The sequence below is a fragment of the Stenotrophomonas sp. YJH_SMC_127 genome (assembly GCF_059372445.1).
In genome coordinates this window covers 1,044,339-1,059,506 of record NZ_JCAFVO010000001.1, presented here as the reverse complement: position 1 = coordinate 1,059,506, position 15,168 = coordinate 1,044,339, and the positions used below count along the sequence as shown (strand labels likewise).

Annotated in this window: 15 protein-coding genes; 13 read left to right on the top strand and 2 right to left on the bottom strand. The window is 67.6% G+C overall.

The features are described 5' to 3' along the window. The first annotated feature begins 29 nt into the window (after window positions 1-29). The 3 genes from AC5QAB_RS04710 (at window position 30) to AC5QAB_RS04700 (ending at window position 2,830) form a co-directional block, all read left to right on the top strand. Window positions 30-926 carry a DMT family transporter gene (locus AC5QAB_RS04710; RefSeq protein WP_014648474.1) on the top strand — a complete coding sequence of 299 codons (897 nt, stop codon included), beginning with the start codon at window positions 30-32 and terminating at the stop codon, window positions 924-926. 210 nt (window positions 927-1,136) lie between these two features. Next, complete coding sequence (locus AC5QAB_RS04705) at window positions 1,137-2,144, top strand: methionine ABC transporter ATP-binding protein (RefSeq protein ID WP_495233190.1); 1,008 nt, start codon at window positions 1,137-1,139, stop codon at window positions 2,142-2,144. Next, on the top strand, window positions 2,141-2,830 hold the full coding sequence (locus tag AC5QAB_RS04700) for a methionine ABC transporter permease (RefSeq protein WP_014038544.1): 690 nt from the start codon (window positions 2,141-2,143) through the stop codon (window positions 2,828-2,830). Before AC5QAB_RS04705 ends, AC5QAB_RS04700 begins: the two co-directional genes overlap by 4 nt. 96 nt (window positions 2,831-2,926) lie before the next feature. Here AC5QAB_RS04700 and AC5QAB_RS04695 read toward each other — a convergent pair whose 3' ends face one another. Further along, the gene (locus AC5QAB_RS04695) at window positions 2,927-3,529 is read right to left on the bottom strand and encodes a lipocalin family protein (RefSeq protein ID WP_069117841.1); all 603 of its coding nucleotides are present in this window, start codon (window positions 3,527-3,529) and stop codon (window positions 2,927-2,929) included. 128 nt (window positions 3,530-3,657) lie between these two features. Here AC5QAB_RS04695 and AC5QAB_RS04690 point away from each other — a divergent pair, with 128 nt between their 5' ends. Both AC5QAB_RS04690 and AC5QAB_RS04685 read left to right on the top strand, forming a co-directional pair. Next, a complete protein-coding gene (locus tag AC5QAB_RS04690; protein WP_032961212.1) occupies window positions 3,658-3,981 on the top strand; it encodes a hypothetical protein in 324 nt (107 codons plus the stop codon). A 69-nt stretch (window positions 3,982-4,050) separates the two neighbouring features. Continuing rightward, window positions 4,051-6,147, top strand: a complete 2,097-nt coding sequence (locus AC5QAB_RS04685; RefSeq protein WP_164167558.1) for a prolyl oligopeptidase family serine peptidase — start codon at window positions 4,051-4,053, stop codon at window positions 6,145-6,147. A 118-nt stretch (window positions 6,148-6,265) separates the two neighbouring features. Here the strand turns inward: AC5QAB_RS04685 and AC5QAB_RS04680 are convergent, their stop codons facing one another. After that, the gene (locus AC5QAB_RS04680; protein ID WP_049406038.1) at window positions 6,266-7,459 is read right to left on the bottom strand and encodes a pyridoxal phosphate-dependent aminotransferase; all 1,194 of its coding nucleotides are present in this window, start codon (window positions 7,457-7,459) and stop codon (window positions 6,266-6,268) included. Window positions 7,460-7,602: 143 nt separating this feature from the next. On the opposite strand from AC5QAB_RS04680, the gene AC5QAB_RS04675 reads away from it, so the two are divergent. The 8 genes from AC5QAB_RS04675 (at window position 7,603) to hslU (ending at window position 15,094) form a co-directional block, all read left to right on the top strand. Beyond that, the gene (locus AC5QAB_RS04675; protein ID WP_014648467.1) at window positions 7,603-9,714 is read left to right on the top strand and encodes a S9 family peptidase; all 2,112 of its coding nucleotides are present in this window, start codon (window positions 7,603-7,605) and stop codon (window positions 9,712-9,714) included. A 54-nt stretch (window positions 9,715-9,768) separates the two neighbouring features. Further along, window positions 9,769-10,197 carry a YbaN family protein gene (locus tag AC5QAB_RS04670; protein WP_197561460.1) on the top strand — a complete coding sequence of 143 codons (429 nt, stop codon included), beginning with the start codon at window positions 9,769-9,771 and terminating at the stop codon, window positions 10,195-10,197. A gap of 82 nt (window positions 10,198-10,279) precedes the next feature. Next, window positions 10,280-10,552, top strand: coding sequence for an LPS translocon maturation chaperone LptM (gene lptM / locus AC5QAB_RS04665; protein ID WP_014648465.1), 273 nt, complete (start codon window positions 10,280-10,282; stop codon window positions 10,550-10,552). Further along, on the top strand, window positions 10,545-11,396 hold the full coding sequence (gene dapF / locus AC5QAB_RS04660) for a diaminopimelate epimerase (protein WP_032961204.1): 852 nt from the start codon (window positions 10,545-10,547) through the stop codon (window positions 11,394-11,396). Before lptM ends, dapF begins: the two co-directional genes overlap by 8 nt. Beyond that, entirely contained in the window at window positions 11,393-12,067 is a 675-nt protein-coding gene (locus tag AC5QAB_RS04655; RefSeq protein WP_014648463.1) for a DUF484 family protein, read from the top strand. The genes dapF and AC5QAB_RS04655 overlap by 4 nt, the downstream gene beginning before the upstream one ends. Window positions 12,068-12,083: 16 nt before the next feature. Next, the gene (gene xerC, locus AC5QAB_RS04650) at window positions 12,084-12,980 is read left to right on the top strand and encodes a tyrosine recombinase XerC (RefSeq protein WP_495233189.1); all 897 of its coding nucleotides are present in this window, start codon (window positions 12,084-12,086) and stop codon (window positions 12,978-12,980) included. 85 nt (window positions 12,981-13,065) lie between these two features. After that, window positions 13,066-13,617 (top strand): ATP-dependent protease subunit HslV, encoded by a 552-nt coding sequence (hslV, locus tag AC5QAB_RS04645; RefSeq protein ID WP_005411093.1) that lies wholly within the window; start codon window positions 13,066-13,068, stop codon window positions 13,615-13,617. A 103-nt stretch (window positions 13,618-13,720) separates the two neighbouring features. Then, window positions 13,721-15,094, top strand: a complete 1,374-nt coding sequence (gene hslU, locus AC5QAB_RS04640; protein WP_014648461.1) for an ATP-dependent protease ATPase subunit HslU — start codon at window positions 13,721-13,723, stop codon at window positions 15,092-15,094. Window positions 15,095-15,168: the final 74 nt, after the last annotated feature.

The following is a 15,168-nucleotide window of genomic DNA, read 5'->3' as shown; positions in this document are numbered from 1 at the left end:
AGAAAGCGACGACCGGGCGATAATGGGCCATGAACGTGCAACGCTCCCCTTCGCGTGCGGTGGCCTGGATGGTCGCTGCGGTCGCCTGTTTCTCGCTGATGGACGCTGGCATGAAGCAGCTGTCGGCCAGCTATCCGACCCTGGAAGTGACCTTCCTGCGCGGCGCGGCCTCGTTGCCGTTCGTGCTGGTCTGGGTGTTGGCCAGCGCCGGCCCACGCTCGCTGGTGCCGCGTCGCTGGGGCCTGCACCTGCTGCGTGGCGCGCTGGGCATGGCGATGATCGGCTGCTTCGTGTTCGCCCTGCGCGACCTGCCGCTGTCCACCGCCTACACGATCTATTTCGTCGCCCCGCTGCTGATCGCCGCCTTGTCGGTACCGCTGCTGGGCGAGCGGGTCGGGCCACGGCGCTGGGTCGCCATCGGCATCGGCCTGGTCGGCGTGCTGGTGGTGCTGCGGCCGGGCGTGGACGGTTTCATCTCGGTGCCCGGCCTGATGGTGCTGGCTGCGGCCACCGCCTATGCCGTGGCGGCGATCACGGTCAGCCTGCTGACCCGCACCGATACCTCGCAGTCGATGGTGGTCTGGTTCCTGGTAATCATGGCCATCGGTGCCGGCCTGCTGTCCCTTCCCGGCTGGGTGCCGCTGCAGCTGGCGCATGCGCCGCTGATCGCCGGCATGGGCCTGGCCGGGGCGCTGGGCCAGATCGCCCTGACCAAGGCGTTCCAGCTGGGAGAGGCCTCGATGATCGCGCCCTTGGAATACAGTGGCCTGGTCTGGGTGATCGGTTGGGATCTGGCCTTCTGGGGCCAGCTGCCTGATGGCTATACCTGGGTGGGCGCCGCGATCATCGTGGCTTCGGGGCTGTACCTGCTGCATCGTGAGCGCCTGAACCGGGTGCAGCCACCGAAGCCGCTGGACCATCCCTGAGCCGGTTGGGCCTGGGAATGGGGTCAGAGCCCCTGCGGGGATCCGACCCCGGGGTCGGATCCCCGCAGGGGCTCTGACCCCAGCCAACACGTCGGCGCGGGCGGCTTAGAACCAAAAGGAATAACATTCTGGCCCATGGCGCGGGCGCGCGACCGCCTGCGCTGGTAGGCTGCACGCCCCCTTCCGTCACCCAGCCGGTGAGCCACGCCCGTGATCGAGTTCCAGCGCCTGCACAAATCCTATGCCGTTGCCGGCCGCGAAGTCAGCGCGCTGCAACCGCTGGACCTGACCATCGAGGCCGGTGAGGTATTCGGCATCATCGGCCATTCCGGCGCGGGCAAGTCGACCCTGATCCGCATGATCAACCGCCTGGAAGAACCCAGCGGTGGCCGGCTGCTGATCGGTGGCGAGGATGTCACCGCACTGGACGCGGACGGCCTGCGCACGCTGCGCCGGCGCATCGGCATGATCTTCCAGCACTTCAACCTGCTGTCGTCGCGCACGGTGGCTGGCAATGTCGCCTTCCCGCTGGAGCTGGCCGACACGCCGCAAGCGGAGATCGACGCGCGCGTGGCCGAGCTGCTGCAGACCGTGGGCCTGGAAGCGCATGCGCAGAAGTATCCGGCGCAGCTGTCCGGCGGCCAGAAGCAGCGTGTCGGCATCGCCCGTGCGCTGGCGACCCGCCCGCAGATCCTGCTGTGCGACGAGGCCACCAGCGCGCTGGATCCGCAGACCACCGCCTCTGTGCTGTCGCTGTTGTCGAAGATCAACCGCGAGCTGGGCCTGACCATCGTGCTGATCACCCACGAGATGGACGTGATCCGCCGTGTCTGCGACCGCGTGGCCGTGCTCGATGCTGGCCAGATGGTCGAGACCGGCCCGGTTACCCGGGTGTTCCTGCATCCGCAGCACCCGACCACGCGTCGGTTCGTCAGCGAATCGGAGCACGTGGACGAAGGGGCGTTGCACCGCGATTTCGACGTGGTGGGCGGGCGCATCGTGCGCCTGACCTTCCTCGGCGGTGACACCTACGAACCCCTGCTGGGCAGCGTCGCGCGCCAGACCGGGGTCGACTACAACATCCTGTCCGGCCGTATCGACCGGATCAAGGACACCCCCTATGGCCAGCTGGTGGTCGCCCTGGTGGGCGGTGACCAGTCCGCCGCGCAGGCGGCCTTCGTGGCTGCCGGCGTGCATGTCGAGGAGCTGCGTCGATGATCATCGCCACTGCCGGCGGTTTCTTCCGTCACCTGGATGCGGGCAAGTGGGCCGACATCGGCCAGGCCACCATCGACACCCTGCTGATGCTGCTCGGTTCGCTGCCGCTGACCCTGGCCATCGGCCTGCCGCTGGGCGTGCTGCTGTACCTGTTCGGGGCGCCGCAGATGAAGCGCCGGCCGTTTGCCTATGGCGTGCTGGCTCTGGTGGTGAACCTGCTGCGCTCGGTGCCTTTCATCATCCTGATGATCGTGCTGATCCCGGTCACGCTGTTCCTAATGGGTACCTCGCTGGGCGTGCGCGGCGCGATCGTGCCGCTGGTGATCGGCGCGGCGCCGTTCTACGCGCGCCTTGTCGAGACCGCGCTGCGCGAAGTGGATCGTGGCGTGATCGAGGCGACCCAGGCGATGGGCGCCACCACCTGGCAGCTGGTCACCCGGGTGCTGCTGCCGGAAGCACGACCGGGGCTGATCGCCGGGGCGACGGTCACCACCGTGGCCCTGATCGGCTTCACCGCGATGGGCGGTGCGATCGGTTCCGGTGGCCTCGGCGACCTGGCGTTCCGCGATGGTTACCAGCGTTCGCACACCGACGTGGCGCTGGTCACCGTGGTCCTGTTGCTGGTCCTGGTGCAACTGCTGCAGATGCTCGGCGACCGCTTGGTCGCGCATTACAGCCGCAAGTAACAGAATGCCGGGCGGCAGCCGGCCAGCGGCCGGCTCTACCCGATTGCCGGGAAAAAAACGGTAGTGCCGGCCGCTGGCCGGCAACTCCACGTGCGGTCAACGCGCGTTCGGTACTTCGTAGCCCAGCTTGCCGACCTGTTCCGGATGCTGAGGCACGCGCTTGAGCTTGTCGGTGTTCACGCCGTACTCGTCGCGCAGGCGCTCGGCCAGCTCCTTGTACAGGGCTTTGTCCATGTCCGGCCTGCGCGCGAAGATCCAGGCCATTTCGCGGCCCGGATAACCGATCAGTGCCCATGAATAGTCCGGGGCCACTTCCAGTACCCGCGAATGGGTCGGCACCACGCGATAGAACCAGGTTCGCCAGCCATGGTTGCCGCTGTCCGGATCGACGCTGGCACGTGCGCGAATTTCCTGCAGTGGTTCGCCGAAGCCATCACGGTAGCGGTAGGTGATGGCGACCTTGTGCTCGTCGCGCAGCTCGTACTCGTTGACGCTGGCGACATGCCCGCGTTCGATGAAGTTCGGCACGCGGCCGATCACATACCAGGTGCCCATGAAGCGCTTCAGGTCGATCGGCGCCCCCGGGTCGGCCGCGTCGGTGGCGCTGGCGCGGGGCGACGGCGGCTCACTGGCGGCCATGGCAGGACCTGCCAGGGACAGAGCCAGCAGCACGGCGCAGAACGGGCGGATCGAAGTCATGCGGGAGCGGGCTCCAGTGGGCTTGCACGCGCATGGTCGACTGTGTGCACGCGATCCGTCAATGGTGTCGCATCCTGTGAGAAGGGGCTTGCCCAAGCTGTGTTGCATTGTCTACCGGAGAAGCCCCCATGAACGCTCGTTCCGTCCGTCGCCCTGCAACTGAACGCGTCATCGAACGCGCCGACCCACGCCTGCTGCGCGGCGTGCGGCAACTGGCGCTGGCCGGGCTGGCGCTGATCCTGGTCTGGCCGGCGGCACGCGGCAGCAGCGCGTGGCTGGGCTGGCTGCCGATGTGGCTGGTGGGCATGCCGCTCGCCGCCTGGTGGGCGCTGCTGCGCTTTCCGCTGCCGCACCCGTCATGGCGATGGCGGGCGCGGCGTACCGGTGGACAGGCGCGCCGTCGGCCGGCTTCCGCCGCACGCGGCCGGCGCGGTCCGGCGGCCACGGCCTGACCTTCGACACGGGGGAGGCCGCGACATTCCGTGCTAGCGTTCCCCGGCTTATGACTGCCTGGAGCTGCAATGTCACGACTCGCTTCCGCCTGCCTGCTGGCCGGCATGATGACCGCTGCCTCGGTGGGGACCGCCGTGGCCGCTGAAGACACCGATCGCTACGCCTGGCTGGAGGACGTCACCGGCGACAAGCCACTGTCCTGGGTCAAGGAACAGAATGCCAGGTCCGAGGCGCGCCTGGCGCAGACCCCGGCCTTCAAGCAGATGGAGACCCGCATCCGCGAGGTGCTCGACTCCGACGCCAAGATTCCCGGCGTGCAGAAGATCGGTGACTACTACTACAACTTCTGGAAGGACCAGCAGCACGAGCGCGGCCTGTGGCGCCGCACCACCCTGGCCGAGTACCGCAAGGCCTCGCCGCAGTGGGAGACCGTGCTCGACCTGGATGCACTGAACAAGGCCGAGGGCGAGAACTGGGTCTGGCACGGCGCCGACTGCCTGCGCCCGGATTACAGCCGCTGCCTGATCGCGCTGTCGCGCGGCGGCGCCGACGCCGACGTCACCCGTGAGTTCGACCTGGCCAACAAGACCTGGATCAAGGACGGCTTCTTCCGTCCGGAGTCGAAGGGCGGCCTCAACTGGGTCGATCGCGACACCGTGTTCGTCTACACCGACTTCGGTGCCGGCTCGATGACCACCTCCGGCTACCCGCGCGTGGCCAAGCTGTGGAAGCGCGGCACGCCGATGGCCTCGGCCACCGTGGTGTACGAAGGCAAGCCGGAGGACATGTACATCGCGGCGATGCACGATGACACCCCGGGCTTCGAACGCAACCTGGTCAGCCGCACCCTGGCGTTCTACAACAACGAGCTCTACCTGCGTGGCGATGACGGCACGCTGACCAAGATCGACGCGCCGAACTCGGCCGAGAAGGGGTTGCACAAGCAGTGGCTGACCCTGGAACTGCGCGATCCGTGGACCGTGGGCGGCAAGACCTACGCGTCCGGTTCGCTGCTGGCGACGAAGCTGGACGACTTCCTGGCCGGCAAGCGCGACTTCGACGTGCTGTTCACCCCGACCGCGACCACCTCGCTGGCCAGTGCCAGCTGGACCAAGAGCCACCTGGTGCTGAATGTGCTGGACGACGTCAAGAACCGCCTGTCGGTGCTGACCCCGGGCGCCGACGGCTGGCAGACCAGCCGCTTCGTCGGCGCCCCGGCCTTCGGCACGCTGGGCGTGGCTGCGGTGGACAGCAATGACAGCGACGCGGTGTGGCTGACCGCCACCGATTACCTGACGCCGACCACGCTGGCCCTGGCCGAGATCGGCCAGGCACCGGAAACGCTGAAGACCATGCCGGCCTTCTTCGATGCCAAGGGCAAGGTGATCGAGCAGCACTTCGCCACCAGCAAGGACGGCACCCGCGTGCCGTATTTCGTGGTGCACGACAGGGCGATGAAGCTCGATGGCTCCAACCCGACCCTGCTGTATGGCTACGGTGGTTTCGAGATCTCGCTGACCCCGAGCTATTCCGGTGGCATGGGCCGCGCCTGGCTGGAGAAGGGCGGCGTGTACGTGGTCGCCAACATCCGCGGCGGCGGCGAGTACGGCCCGCGCTGGCACCAGGCGGCGCTGAAGCAGAACCGTCACAAGGCCTATGAAGACATGGCCGCGGTGGCGCGGGACCTGGTCAAGCGCAAGATCACCAGCGCCAAGCACCTGGGCGTGCAGGGCGGCAGCAACGGTGGCCTGCTGACCGGCAACATGCTGACCCAGTACCCGGAGCTGTTCGGTGCGGTGGTGGTGCAGGTGCCGCTGCTGGACATGAAGCGCTACAGCCACCTGTTGGCCGGCGCCTCGTGGATGGCCGAGTACGGCAACCCGGACACCAGCGACTGGGAATTCATCAAGACCTTCTCGCCGTATCACCTGTTCAACGCGAAGAAGAACTACCCGCCGGTGCTGTTCACGACCTCCACCCGCGATGACCGCGTGCACCCGGGCCACGCCCGCAAGATGGCGGCGAAGATGATCGACGCCGGCAAGGACGTGACCTACTACGAGAACATCGAAGGGGGCCACGGCGGCGCAGCCAACAACGCACAGGCCGCGCATATGTCCGCGCTGGCCTACAGCTTCCTGTGGGAGCGGTTGGGCGGCAAGTAAGCAGAACGGAAAACGCCGCCCCAGGGCGGCGTTTTTCTTTACCGGTAGTGCCGGCCGCTGGCCGGCAACCGCATCATTCAGGTATTCCCGGCTTGCCGGCCAGCGGCCGGCACTACCCTCAACGTGATCCCTGCCAACGCTTCAACCCGCGCGCGATCCGCGCCACCGCCTCCTGCAACCGCGGTACTTGCTGGGTATACGCCAGCCGCACATGCTGGTTGGCGCGATGGAAGCCGAAATCCAGGCCCGGGGTGAACGCCACGTGCTCGGTTTCCAGGAAGTGCGCGCAGAACGCCTGCGCGTCGTCGGTGAACGCGCTGACATCGGCGTACAGGTAGAACGCGCCCTGCGGCTCGACTTCAATGCGGAAGCCGAGCTCACGCAACGCGGGCAGCAGGAAGTCGCGGCGTTGGCGGAACGCTTCACGGCGCTGTTCGAAGATCGCCATTGATTCCTCGCTGAAGCAGGCGAGCGCGGCGTGCTGGGCGATGCTGGAGGCGCTGATGTACAGGTTCTGCGCCAGCTTTTCCAGGTCCGGTACCGCTGCAGGCGGTGCCACCAGCCAGCCCAGCCGCCAGCCGGTCATGCCGAAGTACTTGGAAAAACTGTTCAGCACGAACGCGCTGTCGTCCACCTGCAGCACGCTGGGCGCATCCAGGCCGTAGGTCAGGCCGTGGTAGATCTCGTCCACCACCAGGTGGCCGCCCCGCGCGTGCAGGGCCTGCGACAGTGCCGCCAGTTCGTCGGCGGACAGCACGGTGCCGGTCGGATTGGCCGGTGAGGCGACCAGCGCGCCGACGCTGTCGTCATTCCAGTGCTGTTCCACCAGCGAAGGGGTCAGCTGGTAGGCGGTGTCCGGGCCGACTGGCACCAGCTGCGCGCCGCCCTCGACGAGGCGCAGGAAGTGGCGGTTGCAGGGGTAGCCGGGGTCGGCCAGCAGCCAGTGGCGGCCGGGATCGACCAGCAGGCTGCTGGCCAGCAGCAGCGCACCGGACCCACCCGGGGTGACCAGGATGCGTTCGGGATCGACATCCAGCCCATAGTGGCTGCGGTAGAAACCGCTGATAGCCTGGCGCAGCGCCGGCAGGCCGCGCGCGGCGGTGTAGCGGGTGTGGCCGGCGGCCAGTGCGGCCTGGCCGGCACGCACGACGGGCTCGGCGGTAGTGAAGTCCGGTTCGCCGATTTCCAGGTGGATCACATCGTGGCCTGCCTGTTCCAGCGCCTGCGCGCGGGCCAGCAGGGACATCACGTGGAACGGAGCGATTTCATGGCTGCGCCGGCTGTAGCCCGGCGTGTGGGGCGGGGTGCTCATGTGCCCATGGTACGCCGGCCGGCGCAACCCATGACGTTCCGCAGGGTTGCCGCATTGCCGAGATTGGGGTCAGATCCCTTTTCGGGAAAAGGAATCTGACCCCGTCGAAGACCATTGCATTGATGCGCCAGGAGCCTTATCTCATGAAGTCCACCCTCTGCCTGTTGCTCGCCAGCCTGATGACCACGACTGCTACCGCCGCCACGCCGCCCGTTCCGCCGGATGCCGCCAAGCATCCGCATGTGGTCAAGGCGCCGTTCGGCGCGACCCGCAACGATGACTATTACTGGCTGCGCGACGACAAGCGCGAGAACAAGGACATGCTGGCCTACCTGCAGGCAGAGAATGCCTACGCCGACCAGCTGCTGGCACCGCTGAAGCCACTGGAAGACACCCTGTACAAGGAGATCGTCGGCCGCATCAAGCAGGACGATTCCAGCGTGCCGGCGCGCGAGCGCGGCTACTGGTACTACAGCCGCTTCGAGACCGGCCAGGATTACCCCATCCACGCGCGCCGCAAGGGCAGCATGGAGGCGGCCGAGGAAATCCTGCTGGACGTCAACGCAATGGCCGCCGGCAAGGGCTACTTCAGCGTCGGCTCGATGGAAGTCAGCCAGGACAACCAGCTGCTGGCCTGGGCCGACGATGACGTCGGCCGCCGCCAGTACACGATCCGCTTCAAGGACCTGGCCACCGGCACGGTGCTGCCCGATGTGATCACCGGCAGCTCCGGCGACCTGGTCTGGGCCGACGACAACCGTACCGTGCTGTATGTCGAGAACGATCCGGAAACGCTGCTGACCGTGCGCGTGAAGAAGCACGTGCTGGGCACCCCGGCCAGCGCCGACACCGTCGTCTACGAAGAGAAGGACGACAGCTTCTACATGGGCATCGGCCGCACCCGCGACGATCGCTTCATCACCATCGGCGTGCACAGCACCGTGTCCTCGGAAGAGCGCTACGCGCCGGCCAGCGACCCGACCACCTTCACCGTGCTGGCGCCGCGCCAGCGCGATGTCGAGTACGACGCCGACCACCATGACGGCCGCTGGGTGATCCGCACCAACGACGGTGCGAAGAACTTCAAGCTGGTCACCGCGCCGACCGATGCCACCTCGCGCGCGCAATGGAAGGATTGGATCGCGCACGACGATGCGGTGTTCATCGAAGGCTTCGAACTGTTCGACACGTACACCGCCATCGCCGAACGTTCCGAGGGCCTGGAGCGCATCCGCCTGCTGTTCAAGGACGGGCGCAGCGACTACGTGAAGGCCGACGAGCCGGCCTATTCGATGGGCCTGGGCGACAACACCGAGGCCGATACGCCGTGGCTGCGCTACGTCTACACCTCGATGACCACCCCGACCACCGTGTTCGAGCTGAACACCGCCACCGGCGAGCGTCGCCAGCTGAAGGTGCAGCCGGTGATCGGCTATGACGCCTCGAAGTACGAGACCGACCGCGTCTGGATCACGGCGCGCGATGGCGTGAAGGTGCCGGTGTCGCTGGTCTACCGCAAGGGCTACCAGAAGGACGGCAAGGGCGCGCTGTTCCAGTACGCCTACGGCAGCTACGGCATGTCGATGGATCCGTACTTCAACCAGACCGCGGTCAGCCTGCTTGATCGTGGCGTGGTGTATGCCATCGCCCACATCCGTGGCGGCCAGGAGATGGGGCGCGACTGGTACGAGAACGGCAAGCTGCTGCACAAGCAGAACACCTTCAACGACTTCATCGACGTCACCCGTGGCCTGGTCGCACAGGGCTGGGCGGCGAAGGATCGCGTGGCCGCGTCCGGTGGCAGCGCCGGCGGCCTGCTGATGGGCGCGGTGGCCAACCAGGCGCCGCAGGATTACCGGGTGATGGTGGCGCAGGTGCCGTTCGTCGACGTGGTCACCACCATGCTCGACCCGACCATTCCGTTGACCACCAACGAATACGACGAGTGGGGCAACCCGGAGCAGAAGCCGTATTACGACTACATGCTGTCCTACTCGCCCTATGACAACGTGAAGCAGCAGGCGTACCCGGCGCTGTACGTGGGTACCGGCCTGTGGGATTCGCAGGTGCAGTACTGGGAGCCGGCCAAGTGGGTGGCCAGGCTGCGTGATGACAACACCGGCCACTACCCGATCCTGTTCCGCACCAACATGGAAGCTGGCCACGGCGGCAAGTCGGGGCGCTTCCAGCGCTACCGCGAACTGTCCGAGTCGTACGCGTTCGTGCTGCAGCAGCTGGGCATCGCCCAGCCGTAACGGCGAAGGGGCGCCGGGCGCTGCCTGGCACCCCGAACCGGTATCCTTGCGGCCATGAGCCAGCCCGAGCCATCTGCACCCCGCGATAGCGCCACGCCGCCGCGCGTGGTGCGTTTCCGCTGGGCATGGTGGCTGCTGGCGTACGTCAGCCTGGGCACCGGCATCGTCGGCATCTTCGTTCCGGGGCTGCCGACCACCGTATTCATCCTGATCTCGGCCTGGGCCGCCTCGCGCGGTTCGGAGCGCCTGCATACCTGGCTGCTGCAGCATCCGCGTTTCGGCCCGGCCATCGTCAACTGGCAGGCACACGGGGCGGTCAGCCGCTACGGCAAGTGGATGGCCACGATCACCATGGCGGTATGCGCCGGCATCATGCTGTGGTGCGTGCCGATCGCCTGGGTGAAGTGGTTCTCGATCGGCAGCATGACCGTGGTCGCAATCTGGCTGTGGACGCGGCCGCTGCCACCGCCGCCCGCGGATTGAGCGCCGGCGGTAGTGCCGGCCGCTGGCCGGCAACCCGATTCCCTGCACCAACCGCTCAGCCGCCAATGGCTATACTCGGGGCATGAAGATCCCCCATCGAAACGCCATCCTGATTCCGCTGGCAGCGGCCTCGCTGCTGCTCCTCGCCGCCTGCGGCAACAAGGGCCCGCTGGTACTGCCGCAGAAGCCGGTGCCGGTGGAAGAAACTGTCGAACCCGCTGCCGAGCCCGCCACCGAGGCGACTGCGCCGCAGACCCAGGGCAGCGGCACCCCGGCCACGACCGTGGAGCCGGCCGCACCGGCCACCCAGCCGGCGCCCACGCCCGCGAAGAAGGCGGGCAGCGGGAATGAGTAAGGCCGGTTCCAGGGCCCTGCGTTTCAGCAAGATGCATGGCGCGGGCAATGATTTCGTAGTGATCGACCTGCGTGACGGCACCGCGCCGCCCACGCCCGAGCTGGCCGCGCGCCTGGCCGACCGCCACACCGGCGTTGGCTGCGACCAGATCCTGACCATCGAGGCACCGCGTGCGGACGGTTCGGTGGCCTCGTACCGCATCTGGAATGCCGACGGCTCCAATTCCGAGCAGTGCGGCAACGGCGCGCGCTGCATCGCCGCTTGGCTGGTGCGCGAGGGCAGTGCGCAGGGCGATGCATTCGTCATCGACAGCCCGCTGGCCAGCCATGAAGTGAAGGTGCTGGGCGAAGGGCAGTTTGCGGTGACGATGGGCGTGCCCGCCTTCGAGCCGGCCAACGTGCCGCTGATGGGCTTTGCGCACGCGCGCGAGGAATACCTGCTGCCGCTGCAGGGCGAGAGCGTACGCTTCGCCGCGGTGTCGATGGGCAACCCGCATGCGGTGATCGAAGTGGGCCTGGTCGATGCTGCACCGGTCGAGCGCGTCGGTGCGCTGCTGCAGCAGCATGCGTCGTTCCCGCGCTCGGTGAACGTGGGCTTCGCCCAGGTGATGAGCCCGGCCCACGCCCGCCTGCGCGTGTTCGAGCGCGGTGTCGGCGAGACCCTGGCCTGCGGCAGTGGTGCCTGTGCCGCCGCGGTGACCCTGATGCAGCGCGGTCGCCTGCAGCGCGATGCCCGCATCAGCCTGCCCGGTGGCGACCTGCGCATCCAGTGGCCGGGCGATGGCCAGCCGGTGGTGATGGCGGGCCCGACCGCATTCGTCTTCGAAGGGGAGTGGATCGCATGACCGAAACCGTCGACAAGCTCGGGGCCCATGAAGTCGCTGCCTGGTTGCGGCGTCATCCCGGCTTCCTCAAGCAGTTCCCGGACCTGGCCCTGACCCTGGTGGTGCCGCGTGACGACGGCCCGACCGCGTCGCTGGCCAGCTACCAGCTGGAAGTGCTGCGCGAGAAGAACCGCGAGCTGGCACGACGGTTGGCCGATCTGGGCGCGACCGCCCAGGTCAATGAGCGGCTGGCGGTGCGCACGCACCAGCTGACCCTGGCGCTGATGAAGCAGGACAACGCGGCTGACACCCTGCGCGCGATGGCCGCCTCGTTGCAGGAAGACTTCGCCGGCGACCTGGTGCGGCTGGTGGTGCACACGCCAGTGGCCGGGCTGGAACAGGCCGACTGGCTGCAGGTGATTGCCGCGGATGATCCGCAGCTGGGCCCGTTCCGCGATTGCCTGAACGATGGCGAGCCGATCTGCGGCCGCCTGCAGCCGGAAAAGAATGCCGTGCTGTACGGCGTGCGCAGCGAGGAAGTGCAGACCACCGCGCTGCTGCCGCTACCGGGCGTGGGCCTGATCGCGGTCGGCAGCCACGACCCGAACCGCTTCTACCCGGGCATGGGGACGTTGTTCCTGCGCATGATGGGTGACGCGCTGGTCACTGGCCTGAAGCGCTTCCCGGGCTGAGCAGGTTGCGACGACGATGAGCGCGGTACAGGCCTTCCTGCAGCACCTGCAGGTGGAGCGGCGGATGTCGGCGCATACGCTCGACGCCTACCGCCGCGACCTGGACGCGCTGTCGGCCTGGGCCGAGCCGCGTGGCGTGGCGGTGGAGGCACTGGATGCCGAGGCCGTGCGCCAGTTTGTTGCCGACGAGCACCGCCGCGGCCTGTCGGCCAAGAGCCTGCAGCGCCGCCTGTCGGCCTGCCGAAGCTTCTATGCCTGGCTGCTCAAGCACGGGCGTATCGAGGTCAGCCCGGCAGCGACGCTGAAGGCACCGCGCGCACCGCGCCGGTTGCCACAGGTCCTCGACGCCGATGAGGCGGTGCAGCTGGTCGAGCTGGAGCCGGAGGGTGAGCTCGGCCGCCGTGACCGCGCGCTGCTGGAACTGTTCTATTCCTCTGGCCTGCGCCTGAGCGAAGTCTGCGCGCTGACCTGGCGCGATCTGGATTTCGACAGCGGGTTGGTGAACGTGCTGGGCAAGGGCAACCGCCAGCGCCGTGTGCCGTTCGGCCGGCCGGCGCGTGAAGCGCTGCAGGCGTGGCGCGCGGAAAGTGGCGGCGACCCGGCCTCGCCGGTGTTCCCCGGCCGCAACGGGCCGATCAGCCAGCGCGCGGTGCAGATCCGCATCCGCCAGCTGGCGCAGCGCCAGGGCCTGTTCAAGCACGTGCACCCGCACATGCTGCGGCACAGTTTCGCCAGCCACATCCTGGAATCGTCCGGCGACCTGCGCGGTGTGCAGGAGCTGCTGGGCCACGCCGACATCGCCACCACGCAGATCTATACCCACCTCGATTTCCAGCACCTGGCCAAGGTTTACGATGCCGCGCATCCGCGCGCGAAGCGCCGACGCAGCAACGACGGCAGCGGAGAAAGCTGAACGTTGCCCCTGCGGCAGCCGGTCGCGGGTGGCTTGAAGGGCGCAGGGCAGTCCCCACCTCTGGTTCTGTCACCCCGGAGGCATCATGGACCCCAGTCAGAACCCCAACGTTTTCCACGCCACCACCATCGTCTGCGTCCGTCGCGGCGAGCACGTGGCCATTGCCGGCGACGGCCAGGTCACGCTGGGCCACACCGTGATGAAGGGCAACGCGCGCAAGGTGCGCCGCCTCGGCCGTGATGGCCAGGTGCTGGCCGGCTTCGCCGGTGCCGCCGCCGATGCCTTCACCCTGTTCGAGCTGTTCGAGGCCAAGCTGGAAAAGCATGGCCAGCTGCAGCGTGCTGCGGTCGAACTGGCCAAGGATTGGCGCACCGAGCGCCGCCTCGGCAAGCTGGAAGCCCTGTTGGCGGTGGCCGACAAGGAAACCTCGCTGATCATCAGCGGCACCGGCGATGTGATCGAGCCGGAGGACGGCATCATCGCCATCGGCTCGGGTGGCTCGTATGCACTGTCGGCCGCACGCGCCTTGATGGCGCACACCGAACTGGATGCGCGCACCATCGCCAGCGAAGCGATCGGCATCGCCGGCGACATCTGCATCTACACCAACCGCAACGTGGTGGTCGAGGAGCTGTGAGGGTAGCGTCGGGCGCTGGCCGGCAACCTCATGATCCCCCGCACGCGTGCCTGGTTGCCGGCCAGCGGCCGGCACTACCGACAAAGAATCCGTGAGCACATCCATGTCGAAGATCGAAGTTTCCTCCGCCACCATGACCCCGCGCGAGATCGTGCAGGAACTGGACCGGCACATCGTCGGCCAGCACGACGCCAAGCGCGCCGTGGCCATCGCCCTGCGCAACCGCTGGCGCCGCATGCAGCTGGTGCCCGAGCTGCGCAATGAAGTGATGCCGAAGAACATCCTGATGATCGGCCCGACCGGCGTCGGCAAGACCGAGATCGCGCGTCGCCTGGCCACGCTGGCCAACGCGCCGTTCGTGAAGGTCGAAGCCACCCGCTTCACCGAAGTCGGCTACGTCGGCAAGGACGTCGAGCAGATCATCCGCGACCTGGCCGATACCGCGGTCAAGCTCTATCGCGAACAGGCCAAGGTGCGCGTACGCACCCAGGCCGAAGAGCGTGCCGAAGACCGCATCCTGGATGCGCTGCTGCCGCGCCGCAGCGGTGGCATCGGCTTCGATCCGGAAGTCGCCCGCAACGAGCCGTCGGCGCAGGACAACGAGACCCGCATCAAGTTCCGCAAGATGCTGCGCAACGGTGAGCTGGACGAGCGCGAGATCGAACTCGACCTGGCCGCCAACGTCAGCATGGACATCATGACCCCGCCGGGCATGGAGGAAATGGGCCAGCAGCTGAAGTCGATGTTCGCCAACCTCGGCGGCGGCGCCAAGGCGCACAAGCGCACGCTGACCATCAAGGCCGCGCGCCCGCTGCTGATCGAGGAAGAAGCGGGCAAGCTGGTCAACGAGGACGACATCCGCACCGCCGCGATCGAGGCCTGCGAGCAGCACGGCATCGTCTTCATCGACGAGATCGACAAGGTCGCCAAGCGTGGCGACAACGTGGGAGGTGGTGACGTGTCGCGCGAAGGCGTGCAGCGCGACCTGCTGCCGCTGGTGGAAGGCTCCAACGTGTCCACCAAGTACGGCACGATCAAGACCGACCACATCCTGTTCATCGCGTCGGGCGCGTTCCACCTGGCCAAGCCCAGCGACCTGATTCCGGAGTTGCAGGGCCGCTTCCCGATCCGCGTGGAGCTGGGTGCGCTGAGCAAGAACGATTTCGTGCGCATCCTGACCGAACCGAAGGCCGCGCTGACCAAGCAGTACGAAGCACTGCTGGCCACCGAAGGCGTCAAGGTCAGCTTCACTGCCGATGCCATTGATCGTCTGGCCGAGATCGCTTTCCAGGTGAACGAGCGCCAGGAAAACATCGGCGCGCGTCGCCTGCATACGGTGCTGGAGCGCCTGCTGGATTCGCTCAGCTACGAGGCACCGGACCGCGACGGCGAAACCCTGGCCATCGACAGCGCCTACGTTGACAAGCACCTGGGTGAGCTGGTGCAGGACCCGGACCTGAGCCGCTACATCCTGTAATGCCCGGCGGGGTCGGATCCCTCGCCGTGGCGAGGGCGCTGACCCCGCCCACTGCAACAGAAAAGGCCGCCGCA

Coding starts and splice junctions, on each gene's coding strand:
- AC5QAB_RS04710 (WP_014648474.1), top strand. CDS start 30: ATGAACGTGCAACGCTCCCCTTCGCGTGCGGTGGCCTGGATGGTCGCT.
- AC5QAB_RS04700 (WP_014038544.1), top strand. CDS start 2,141: ATGATCATCGCCACTGCCGGCGGTTTCTTCCGTCACCTGGATGCGGGC.
- AC5QAB_RS04695 (WP_069117841.1), bottom strand. CDS start 3,529: ATGACTTCGATCCGCCCGTTCTGCGCCGTGCTGCTGGCTCTGTCCCTG.
- AC5QAB_RS04690 (WP_032961212.1), top strand. CDS start 3,658: ATGAACGCTCGTTCCGTCCGTCGCCCTGCAACTGAACGCGTCATCGAA.
- AC5QAB_RS04685 (WP_164167558.1), top strand. CDS start 4,051: ATGTCACGACTCGCTTCCGCCTGCCTGCTGGCCGGCATGATGACCGCT.
- AC5QAB_RS04680 (WP_049406038.1), bottom strand. CDS start 7,459: ATGAGCACCCCGCCCCACACGCCGGGCTACAGCCGGCGCAGCCATGAA.
- AC5QAB_RS04675 (WP_014648467.1), top strand. CDS start 7,603: ATGAAGTCCACCCTCTGCCTGTTGCTCGCCAGCCTGATGACCACGACT.
- AC5QAB_RS04670 (WP_197561460.1), top strand. CDS start 9,769: ATGAGCCAGCCCGAGCCATCTGCACCCCGCGATAGCGCCACGCCGCCG.
- lptM (WP_014648465.1), top strand. CDS start 10,280: ATGAAGATCCCCCATCGAAACGCCATCCTGATTCCGCTGGCAGCGGCC.
- dapF (WP_032961204.1), top strand. CDS start 10,545: ATGAGTAAGGCCGGTTCCAGGGCCCTGCGTTTCAGCAAGATGCATGGC.
- AC5QAB_RS04655 (WP_014648463.1), top strand. CDS start 11,393: ATGACCGAAACCGTCGACAAGCTCGGGGCCCATGAAGTCGCTGCCTGG.
- xerC (WP_495233189.1), top strand. CDS start 12,084: ATGAGCGCGGTACAGGCCTTCCTGCAGCACCTGCAGGTGGAGCGGCGG.
- hslV (WP_005411093.1), top strand. CDS start 13,066: ATGGACCCCAGTCAGAACCCCAACGTTTTCCACGCCACCACCATCGTC.
- hslU (WP_014648461.1), top strand. CDS start 13,721: ATGTCGAAGATCGAAGTTTCCTCCGCCACCATGACCCCGCGCGAGATC.